General features: G+C 63.0%; 9 protein-coding genes. 3 read left to right on the forward strand and 6 right to left on the reverse strand.

All coding sequences use genetic code 11. The features are described from left to right. Positions 1 to 212: 212 nt before the first annotated feature. The 3 genes from EOA36_RS17100 to EOA36_RS17115 all read right to left on the reverse strand — a co-directional run bounded on the left by EOA36_RS17100 (position 213) and on the right by EOA36_RS17115 (position 4,083). Entirely contained in the window at positions 213 to 1,751 is a 1,539-nt protein-coding gene (locus tag EOA36_RS17100) for an FAD-dependent monooxygenase (protein WP_127278637.1), read from the reverse strand. 553 nt (positions 1,752 to 2,304) lie between these two features. Next, the gene (locus EOA36_RS17110) at positions 2,305 to 3,678 is read right to left on the reverse strand and encodes a PleD family two-component system response regulator (RefSeq protein WP_127278638.1); all 1,374 of its coding nucleotides are present in this window, start codon (positions 3,676 to 3,678) and stop codon (positions 2,305 to 2,307) included. 33 nt (positions 3,679 to 3,711) lie between these two features. Beyond that, positions 3,712 to 4,083 carry a response regulator gene (locus EOA36_RS17115; RefSeq protein ID WP_006334976.1) on the reverse strand — a complete coding sequence of 124 codons (372 nt, stop codon included), beginning with the start codon at positions 4,081 to 4,083 and terminating at the stop codon, positions 3,712 to 3,714. Between the two features lie 247 nt (positions 4,084 to 4,330). On the opposite strand from EOA36_RS17115, the gene EOA36_RS17120 reads away from it, so the two are divergent. Together EOA36_RS17120 and EOA36_RS17125 are read left to right on the forward strand one after the other, a co-directional pair. Then, positions 4,331 to 4,630, forward strand: coding sequence for a DUF3572 domain-containing protein (locus tag EOA36_RS17120; RefSeq protein ID WP_127278639.1), 300 nt, complete (start codon positions 4,331 to 4,333; stop codon positions 4,628 to 4,630). After that, the gene (locus tag EOA36_RS17125; RefSeq protein WP_127278640.1) at positions 4,627 to 5,289 is read left to right on the forward strand and encodes a hypothetical protein; all 663 of its coding nucleotides are present in this window, start codon (positions 4,627 to 4,629) and stop codon (positions 5,287 to 5,289) included. The genes EOA36_RS17120 and EOA36_RS17125 overlap by 4 nt, the downstream gene beginning before the upstream one ends. Before the next feature lie 36 nt (positions 5,290 to 5,325). Here the strand turns inward: EOA36_RS17125 and EOA36_RS17130 are convergent, their stop codons facing one another. Together EOA36_RS17130 and EOA36_RS17135 are read right to left on the reverse strand one after the other, a co-directional pair. Continuing rightward, positions 5,326 to 6,915, reverse strand: a complete 1,590-nt coding sequence (locus EOA36_RS17130) for a hypothetical protein (RefSeq protein WP_127278644.1) — start codon at positions 6,913 to 6,915, stop codon at positions 5,326 to 5,328. Between the two features lie 92 nt (positions 6,916 to 7,007). Beyond that, the gene (locus EOA36_RS17135; protein WP_127278641.1) at positions 7,008 to 7,595 is read right to left on the reverse strand and encodes a GNAT family N-acetyltransferase; all 588 of its coding nucleotides are present in this window, start codon (positions 7,593 to 7,595) and stop codon (positions 7,008 to 7,010) included. 65 nt (positions 7,596 to 7,660) lie between these two features. On the opposite strand from EOA36_RS17135, the gene EOA36_RS17140 reads away from it, so the two are divergent. Beyond that, entirely contained in the window at positions 7,661 to 8,989 is a 1,329-nt protein-coding gene (locus EOA36_RS17140; RefSeq protein WP_127278642.1) for a DNA polymerase IV, read from the forward strand. A gap of 6 nt (positions 8,990 to 8,995) precedes the next feature. On the opposite strand, the gene EOA36_RS17145 is transcribed toward EOA36_RS17140, so the two are convergent. Further along, the gene (locus EOA36_RS17145) at positions 8,996 to 9,502 is read right to left on the reverse strand and encodes a hypothetical protein (RefSeq protein WP_127278643.1); all 507 of its coding nucleotides are present in this window, start codon (positions 9,500 to 9,502) and stop codon (positions 8,996 to 8,998) included. Between the last annotated feature and the right edge of the window lie 196 nt (positions 9,503 to 9,698).

Raw genomic sequence — 9,698 nt, forward strand, 5'->3', positions numbered from 1 at the left:
CGCTCACCAGGCTGCAAGGCCTCGGCGCGGACGAAGCCCACCAATGCCTTCAGCACGGCGTCGTCGCGCGCCGTCGTCTGAATGGGTGGCAGGCTGTTCTGGTCCACACTTCCTCCAAGTGGTCCAATGGTCCAACCAATTTCTGCATAGATGGAGCCTCCTGTCAATCGCTTGTCAGGAGGCAGCCGCCTTCAGCCTGTGGAAGCCAGCCTTCAGTCCGTGGAAGAGTGTGACGCGCTGCGTTCGGAAGGACACCCGGCTGCGGCAGCCGGTCCGAACCATCTGGTCAGCGCATCGGCCAATCCCTGTGGAGTCCCAACTCCTACCCAGGCCACATATCCATCGGGCCGGATCAAAACCGCGTCGGGCGCAGCGACCGTTCCGAGTACGGGAAGCTCCCAGGCACCGGCATACCTGGCGTCGATCTGCCGGATCCGGCCGGCCGAAGGCGCACTGTCCAGTCTGCCTGGTTCACCGAAATGGAGGAGCACCGGCCGCGCGTCGTGCAGCAAGGTAAACAGCCGCAACGGCCCGTTGGCGGTGAGCAGATCGAGGTCGGGCATTCGCCGCCCAAGCAGCGCGTGCCCTTCCCCGAGGTCGTAGTGGACACCCAGGCCGGACATCTCGGCGGCGATTCGTTTGCGTGGCCCGTCCATGGCGAGCAGTTCGGCAAACGTGTCGCCCAGAGCCTTGGTGCGGTCGTCCCTGCGACGAAGCGCGACCTGCGCCATCGCATTGCGCAGCACGCGGGCGGCAACCGGATGGCGTTCGGCATGGTAGCTGTCGAGCAGGCTTTCAGGGGACGTCGCCTTGACCACCTGGGCCAGCTTCCATCCCAGGTTCACCGCGTCCTGCACGCCGATATTGAGGCCCTGTCCGCCCATTGGGGGATGGATGTGCGCAGCATCGCCGGCGAGCAGAATACGTTTGTTGCGGTAAGACGCGGCCTGGCGTGTCATGTCGGTGAACCGGGAAATCCAGGTCGGATTGTGGACCCCGTAATCGGTGCCGTAAACCGCGACAAGCGCCTCGCTGAGATCGCGCAGCGTAGGTTCGCCGCCAATGGTCAGATGCCTCTCGGTCAACACCACACCCACGCGGTCGCTTTCTTCAATCTTGCCTATCGCATGAATACCGTAGGCGTCGCTGCGAAAGCCCCATGCAGGTTCCTCAGACATCTCGACGTCGGCGATCATCCAGCTCATCGTCGGATCCCACCCGTCGAACGCGATGCCCGCCGCCTTGCGGATGATGCTGCGTCCTCCGTCGCAGCCGACGAGATATTGCGCTCTCAGGCACCGACCACCGGACAGTTCGACGTCGACGCCATCGTCATCCTGTGCGAGGCCCGTGACGTCCTGTCCGCGATAGATCGGCACCCCCAACTGGCTGATCCAGTCGGCCAACAGCCGCTCGATATGGTTTTGCCGCAGCGCCAGCAGATAATTGTGCCGCGTGGGAAAATCGCTGATGTCCAACCGGATCATGTGGAAGCCCACGGACGGCGATAGCTGTCCCTGTGACAGGAACCGGTCGGCAATTCCACGCTGGTCGAGTACCTCGATGGTGCGTGCGTGCAGGCCACCCGCTCGCGAGCCGATGAGTTCCTGGTTGGGCCGCCGCTCGACAATGGCCACATCGACGCCCGCCAATGCGAGTTCGCCACCCAGCATCAACCCGGTCGGACCGCCTCCGGCGATCACCACTGCACGGTCCCGACCTACTTGGCCTCTTGGCAACAATTCCGGCATTCGCCACTCCCGTTTCGGTTAACTTGGGTCGTGGTTTTACGGGAACAGCCAGGTCTTGCCGCAAGCCCCTTGTACGCCATATGTATGAAATGGAGGGGGTAGCCTCTCGCCTTCCCCTCTGCATACGGCAGTGAAAAGGTCGCGCGTTGCGAAGCGATAGCGCGCGAGGTGCCGTTAGAACCCAGGAAAGCGTTCTTCAGATCCTGCCGCGCACAAAAAAGCCCCGGCACTTCCGGGGCTTGGCGCGGAATCCTGATGTCATGTCGGACAAGAGGGGGCCGGTCGGCGTTTGGCAGCGGTACGAGGAGGCCACTATGTGCCAGCGCCGGCCGGCCGACCCCACGGACCCAGGAGATGCGGCGGACCTGAGCATCATGGGGTATTCCTGAGGGACCGAGCCGGCTGTCTACCCTCGTGCCGGCTTCGTCTTGGCCTGCACATTTGCGCAAGAGCTTATGAAAATCAACAGTTTCTTAACCAAGGCTCGCGAATCGCTTGGATTAAGGTAAATGGGTAACCCTGTTGGGTTGACCGGATAATCGGGCCCGGACCGTCAGGCCGCCTTGGCAACGACGCGGTTGCGGCCGCCGCTCTTGGCTTCGTAGAGCGCGAGATCGGCGCGCTTCATCAGCGCGGCCGCCGTATCCACGCCCTTCAGCACCGATGACACGCCAACGCTGACGGTGACCTCGATCGTCTTGCCGTCGGCGCCGATGGCGAAAGGCTTCTGGGCGATTTCGGCACGGATGCGTTCGGCCACCTTCTCGGCCACGGTGCCGTCGGTGTCCGGCATCACCACCACGAACTCCTCGCCGCCGAACCGGCAGGCAAGGTCGATACCCCTGACGTTCTTGCGCAGCCGCCGCGCGAATTCGCGCAGCACCTCGTCGCCGCCATCATGGCCGTGCGCGTCATTGATGGACTTGAAGCGGTCGAGATCGGTGATCATCACCGACAGTGGCCGGCGCCGCGCCACTGCGCGGTCGAACAGCGTCTGCAGATGGCTGTCGAGATAGCGGCGGTTGTGCAGCCCGGTCAGGCCGTCGGTCACGGCCATTTCGATGGTCTGGGTGACGCTGGCGCGCAATTGGTCGTTGTAGCGCTTGCGGCGCACCTGGGTGCGCAGCCGCGCCGTCAGTTCCTGCTGGTCGATCGGCCGCATCAGATAGTCGTTGATGCCGAGTTCGAGCCCTCGGATGAGGCGCTCTTCCTCGCCCTCCTCCGCCAAAAGGATGATCGGCACAAAACGGGTGCGGTCGAGCGAGCGCAGTTGCGAGCAGAGCCTGAGCGGATCGAAATCGGCGAAGGTGGTCGAGATCATCACGCATTCATAGGGCGTTTCGGCGGCCTGGAAGAACCCGGCATGCGGATCACCGGTGACGTCCAGGTCGGCACGGTCGCGCAACATCTTCTGGATGCGCTCGACCGACGATTTGCGCTCATCGATCAAAAGTACTTTCGGCGTCGTGTCCTCGGACGCGAAATTGCGGCTCAAAAGTTCCTCGATGCCTATGTTGCGTGTGGTCGAGGCGCGTAGCCGAAGCTCGTCGGTCAGCGACTTCAGGCGGACCAGGCTCTTGACGCGCGTCATCAGTTGCAGGTCGTTGACCGGTTTGGTCAGGAAATCGTCGGCACCGGCCTCCAGCCCGCGCACGCGGTCTGAGACCTGGTCGAGCGCGGTGATCATCACCACCGGAATGTGCGACGTCGCCGGATCGCTCTTCAGCCGCCGGCAGACCTCGAACCCGTCCATATCGGGCATCATCACGTCGAGCAGCACGACATCGACCTTGCCGTTCTCGCAGGTCTCGATCGCGTCGGGCCCGTTGGTGGCGGTCAGCACCTCGAAATATTCGGCCAGCAGCCGGACTTCCAGCAGCCTCACATTGGCAGGGATGTCGTCGACGACGAGGATCCGCGCGGTCATTTCACAAGGCTCCGGCTCGGCTGGAAGGGCACATCAGGCATCGCCCAGATAGGATTTGATGGTTTCGATGAAGCGCGGCACCGAGATCGGCTTCGAAATATAGGCCTCGCAGCCACCCTGGCGGATGCGCTCCTCATCGCCTTTCATCGCGAAGGCAGTCACGGCAATGACCGGGATAACGTGCAAATCATCGTCCTCCTTCAGCCATTTGGTCACTTCCAGCCCCGACACTTCGGGCAGTTGGATATCCATCAGGATAAGGTCCGGCCGGTGTTGGCGCGCCAGGTCGAGCGCCTCGAGACCGTTGCGGGTTCGCACCGTCTCGTAACCGCTAGCTTCGATGAGGTCCCGAAAGAGCTTCATATTGAGCTCGTTGTCCTCGACGATCATGACCTTCTTAGGCATCGACATCCCGTCCCGACCGTCCTCCGCCCGGAGGTGACCGTCATGCGCTCTTTCCTTGAACGCACCAAACCCTGCTTCACTATACGGCAATATGATTGACGAAACGGAAACCCGCGGCCTGCAAAGCAGCACGAATTCCGCCTCGACTCCCTGCGCGTCCAATAGGCGCGCCACACTCTAATGGCTTGCCGCAAGCAACTCTTGCCATTACTGCGGGAGAGACTCATTCCACACACCGAAGGTAGTGATGGCAAACGCAGCGTCAATGCGCGAAGAGGCGGAAAACATTGCCGTGAAGGCATTGGGCTTCGTTGCCGCCGATCCCGAGCTTCTACCGCGCTTTCTGGCGATCACGGGAATAGAGGCGCATTCGATCCGCCGGGCGGCAGGCGAGCCGGGTTTCCTGGCCGGCGTCCTGCAGTTCATTCTCGCCCACGAGCCGACCTTGATGCGTTTTGCGGAGGAAACCGGCACCCCGCCGGCGGCAGTCGGCAAGGCGCTGCGCGCCTTGCCGCTCGGCGACGACAATCACGAGCGTTCCACATGAGCGATGATCCCGAAACCGCGCGCCAGATCGAGGAACTTGCGGCCGACGACCGGCCGCTGCTGGTGCTCGACGTCGACGATGTGGTGCTCGAATTCATCCGCCCGTTTCCGTATTTCCTCAAGGCACGCGGCTATGGCCTGACACTGGCTTCCTTCCGGCTGACCGGCAACATTGCCGAAACGGCCAGCGGCCGCCTGATCGAACAACCCGAAGTCACGGCACTCCTGGGCGATTTCTTCGACGCGCAAGCTGATTGGCAAAGCATCACCGATGGCGCCGCGGAGGCCCTGACGGGACTTGGAGGTCGCGCGGAAATCATATTGCTGACGGCCATGCCGCACAGGCATCGCGCCGCGCGCCGCGCCCATCTCGATGCGCTGGGACTAGCCTATCCGCTGCTGACCACCGAGATGGCCAAGGGCCCGGCGGTGGCCAGGCTGCGCGGCAAGACCGGGCGGCCCGTGGTCTTCGTCGATGATCAGCCGCACAATCTGGCGTCGGTGCGGGAATCGGTCGCCGACTCAAATCTTTTCCACCTGATGGCCGACAATTCGCTGCGCGCGTTCCTGCCCCCGGTCTCGGACGATGTCATCGTCGTCCAGGACTGGCACGAAGCCGCGCCGAAGATCGCGAGCGCTCTGGGACTACAGGCGCTTTGACGCAATTCCGGGGGGAATTGCTGGAGGGCTACCCCCTCAAGGGTTCAGCTTGGCCCCTGCTCCGCCATTATCGGTGCCGCCGCTATTGCTGCCTTCGTTAGCGCTACCGCCGTTAGCGCCACCGCCATTGTCATCGCCGCTCTCATCGTCCGCGCCGCCACCATCATCGACACTGTCATCCACCGCCGGATCGGCCGGCTTCAGCATGACGCCGTTGACAGTGACCGAACCGTCGGCCTTGGTGTTGATAGCCCATTCCAGCTTGCCGTCCGGCAGCGTCTTGGCAAAACCCTTCGCCATGAGAGCGACAGGCACGTACTGCCCGACCTCCGGCTCCGCCTTCGCCGCTTCCTGCAGGTGCTCCATGATCTTGTCGAAACCGGCGACATCGACGGTCAGATTTGCATCGGGCTTCTGGCCGAAGGTCGTCATCTCGCCTTCGAGCGCGATCTCCATGTCCTTGTTCTTCACGGTGCTGTGGCCGATGACGACCTTCGGAGTCTTGGCCAGGAAGTCGGCCTTGAGCTGGTCGCCAAACTCGGCCGGCAGTGGCGGATCCTGATTGAGATCAAAGGCTTCGATCGCCTTCTTCGCCATACTGTCGAGATCGATGCTGGCGCCGCCGAAGTTCAGGTCGATATCGGTGGGCAGCAGTGCCACGCTCCAGCTCGGCAAGAGCTGCTGCGGCACGGTCAGCCCCGAAGCCTTGATGCCATAGCTGATCTTGCCATTCTGGGCGACGCCGTCGGAGCCGAACGCTATGCCGAGCTGGGTCGCTCCGAACGTGCCGATCGGGCTGTCGACCGCAAAATCCTTGAAGCCATAGGTCCCGTCGATACGCTCCCACACCGGAAGCGCGGCGAGCAGAAGCGACTTGAGCTGCGCCTGGTTTGCCTTCAGCGTCTTCTCGTCCTCATTGGCCACGGCAAACGCCAGGAGATCGAGCAGCGGCTTGGTCTCGACGCCCTTGCCGCTGGCCTCCACCGACAATTCCGGCGACTTCACGGTAACGGGAAAATTCAACCCGCTCTCGGGATCATTGAATTTTATCGCTTCGACGAAGTTCGCAATCTTTTGCGTCGTCGTGAAATCGACGCCGCCATTGGCTGCCTTGGCCGCGGACAGGGTCGCGGTGCCGGCACCGGCGCTCGCATCCATCTGCTGCTTGGCGTCCTGCGACGACATCGTCATCCCGGCAATCGAACTGGTGGCGCTGCTGAACGCCGCCAGCTTGGGGTCGTAGACGCCGCTGCCCTTGCCGTCCTTGATCGAAAACCGCGTGCTCTGCTTTCCCTCGGGACCGTTGAACTCGAATGAGGCGCTCTGCGAAAAGTCCATCGAGACATCCCAGGACCCGTCGCTGCGCGGCTTGACCAGCAGGGCGTAGGGCGCAAAGTCGAATTTCACCATCTTCTGGTCGGGGAAGGTCGCGGCAAGCGCCTTGAAATCAAACACGATCTTGTAGGCGTCGCCTTCGGCCGAAACCTTCAGGATACCCTTGTCGAGCGCCTGTTTGCCGACATAGCGCGACAGGTCATCGGACAATTGCTTGGCGCCCTGGCTGTCGACGGTCTGGCCGAAAGCAGGTGCGCTGAGCAGAAGCGCGGTAAACGCAATTGGCAACATAGGGTTCACGGGAATTCTCCGTTCGGTCGAAGGCAAAAATCGTTTCGCATCTCTGGTAGGGAAATACCATCCCGACTGCAAGACGATGACAGTCAGGCAATCGGCTTCAACGTCAGCCGCATCAGCGGCCGACCGGCCTTGCGCTCCACAAGCCTCTCGAACCCGGCCTTCTCGAACACCCCAGACGAGCCGACGAACAGGCCGATCGAGCGCGAATCGCGGGACAGGTCTATCGGGCAGGCCTCGACAAGCCGTGCCCCGTTCCTGCGGGCGAAATCGATGCCGCCTTCGACGAGGCGGTGCGTGATGCCCCTGCCGCGCGCCTTGGCGCGGATGAAAAAGCAGGAGATCGCCCAAACGGCCGGATCGGAAGCGTCGGCGGGATCGATCGGCGCCGACCCCCTGCCCTTGTTGTTCCATTCGGGCACGTCGGCGCGTGGCCCGATCTGCATCCAGCCAACCGCCTTGCCGTCCTCGAAGGCCAGCAGCCCGGGCGGCGGGCCGGCCTCGATGCGCGCCTTGATGTGATCCTTGTTGCGTTCGCGGCTGCTCTCGCGCCGCGCCGCCGGCGCCAGCCGGAAATGCGTGCACCAGCAGCCGTAGCAGGCGCCCTGCTTGCCGAAAAGGTCCTCGAAATCAGGCCAGAGCTCTGGCGCCAGCGGCACTATGGTCGTGCTCATGCGTTCTCCCCAGGCCAGGCTTGTCGCTGGCCCTGCGCTGTCGTACCATTGCATTTGTTCTCTTTATGTTCGCAGTGATGGCGGCTCCTGTCAACAATCCCGATCACGGTTTTTGTCGTGACTGCCTGACGTTTCAGCGTGGCGAAACGCGCCGCTGCGAACGCTGCGGCAGCCCTCGCCTTGCCCGCCATCCCGAGCTTTACCGGCTGCACCTCGCCCATATCGATTGCGATGCCTTCTACGCGGCGATCGAAAAGCGCGACAATCCCGCGCTCAAGGACAAGCCGCTGATCATCGGCGGCGGCAAGCGCGGGGTCGTCTCCACCGCCTGCTATATAGCGCGCATTCGCGGCGTGCGTTCCGCCATGCCGATGTTCAAGGCGCTCGAGGCCTGCCCCGAGGCGGTCGTGATCGCGCCCAACATGGAAAAATACGTGGCCGTCGGCCGCGAGGTGCGCGCCATGATGCAGGCGTTGACGCCCCTGGTCGAGCCACTGTCGATCGATGAGGCATTCCTCGATCTCGCCGGCACCGAGCGGCTGCACGGCCTGCCGCCGGCGGTGGTGCTGGCGCGCTTCGCGCTGGCCGTGGAGAAGGAGATCGGCATCACCGTGTCGGCCGGCCTGTCCTATTGCAAGTTCCTCGCCAAGATTGCATCGGACTTCCGCAAGCCGCGCGGCTTTTCGGTCATTGGCGAGGCCGAGGCGGTCGGCTTTCTGGCAACGCAGCCGGTGACCATGATCTGGGGCGTCGGCAAGGCGTTCAACGCCACGTTGGAACAGGATGGCATCCGCACCATCGGCCAGCTCCAGAAGATGGAGCGTGGCGACCTGATGCGTCGCTACGGGGTGATGGGCGAACGGCTCTACCGGCTTTCGCGCGGTGAGGATGTCCGCCGCGTCGACCCCGACCAGGATGCCAAGAGCGTATCGGCCGAAACTACTTTCGACACCGACATCGCCTCGCTGGACGAGCTGGTCTCGGTGCTGAGGGGCCTTTCGGAAAAAGTGTCGGCGCGGCTGAAGAAGTCAGGCATTGCGGGTCGCACCGTGGTGCTGAAGCTGAAGACCCAGGATTTCAAGCTGCGCACGCGCAACCGTCAGCTTGGCGACCCGACCCGGCTCGCGGACCGCATCTTTTCGACCGGCGTGGAACTTCTTCGCAAGGAGACGGACGGGACAAAATTTCGATTGCTTGGCATCGGCGTCAGCGACCTTTCGGATGACGACAAGGCCGACCCGCCGGATCTGGTCGATGTCCAGTCGCGCAAGCGCGCCATGGCCGAAGGTGCCATCGATGCGTTGCGCGACAAGTTCGGGCGCAAGGCGGTCCAAACCGGCTACACCTTCGGCAAGGGCCGGGACGCCCATCCGCCGGAGCCGCTTGAAGATTGAACCCGATCAGCTGCGTCGAAGATCGATGCGGCTGGTCACGACGCTCTTGCCGGTCTTGGGATCACGGTCGACCACGGTCAAGACAATCCCGTCCGCCCCGTTTTTCTGTACGGTAAGCTGCGCGGTGCGGTCGCCATTGACCTCCTTGGCCCAGCGGATGGCGAGGTTTATGGCATTGCCGGAACGGCTTCCGTTCAGCTGCGCCGGTCCGGTGCGCGACCCCACATAGACGCCGCTGTATTTGGCGCCGCTGGTCTTCAGACGGGCGCTGATGGCGCGTGTCACCAGGATCAGGCCGCGGCAGTTGCCGTCGAGCGACAGCGAGGACGATGTCGCACCCGATTTGAACGTGCAGGAAACGCTGACCGTCGGGGCTTGGGTCGTCACCTGAACGGTCCCCTTGCCGGCGAAATTGCCCTGGAAGGACTGGAGAAATTTGCTGTCGTCGGCATGCGCGGCAGTGGCCGCGACGAGCAGGCCTCCAGCAAGCGCAAACCGCGTGAGTGATGTCATCGAAGGTCTCCTTGTGACGGGTGGAAGGGCAATCGGCGATGCTCAGGCGGATACCGCGACTCAACGCACCTTGCCATGTCAGGTTCCGACAAGACTGTTTTGCAACAGCGCGCAAAGTCTCTGGCCCAGTCAAATGGGGCGGCTAGTGGTTGCGGCAAAAACCCCGGCTTGCGACATAGCGGACATGGCACCCACC

Origin of the sequence: Mesorhizobium sp. M8A.F.Ca.ET.021.01.1.1, from assembly GCF_003998025.1 — a bacterium.
Taxonomy (GTDB): Bacteria; Pseudomonadota; Alphaproteobacteria; order Rhizobiales; family Rhizobiaceae; genus Mesorhizobium.

What these genes read in the sequence shown, in the direction of transcription:
- EOA36_RS17100 (WP_127278637.1), bottom strand. Translation starts at nt 1,751, where the DNA reads ATGCCGGAATTGTTGCCAAGAGGCCAAGTAGGTCGGGACCGTGCAGTG.
- EOA36_RS17110 (WP_127278638.1), bottom strand. Translation starts at nt 3,678, where the DNA reads ATGACCGCGCGGATCCTCGTCGTCGACGACATCCCTGCCAATGTGAGG.
- EOA36_RS17115 (WP_006334976.1), bottom strand. Translation starts at nt 4,083, where the DNA reads ATGCCTAAGAAGGTCATGATCGTCGAGGACAACGAGCTCAATATGAAG.
- EOA36_RS17120 (WP_127278639.1), top strand. Translation starts at nt 4,331, where the DNA reads ATGGCAAACGCAGCGTCAATGCGCGAAGAGGCGGAAAACATTGCCGTG.
- EOA36_RS17125 (WP_127278640.1), top strand. Translation starts at nt 4,627, where the DNA reads ATGAGCGATGATCCCGAAACCGCGCGCCAGATCGAGGAACTTGCGGCC.
- EOA36_RS17130 (WP_127278644.1), bottom strand. Translation starts at nt 6,915, where the DNA reads ATGTTGCCAATTGCGTTTACCGCGCTTCTGCTCAGCGCACCTGCTTTC.
- EOA36_RS17135 (WP_127278641.1), bottom strand. Translation starts at nt 7,595, where the DNA reads ATGAGCACGACCATAGTGCCGCTGGCGCCAGAGCTCTGGCCTGATTTC.
- EOA36_RS17140 (WP_127278642.1), top strand. Translation starts at nt 7,661, where the DNA reads ATGTTCGCAGTGATGGCGGCTCCTGTCAACAATCCCGATCACGGTTTT.
- EOA36_RS17145 (WP_127278643.1), bottom strand. Translation starts at nt 9,502, where the DNA reads ATGACATCACTCACGCGGTTTGCGCTTGCTGGAGGCCTGCTCGTCGCG.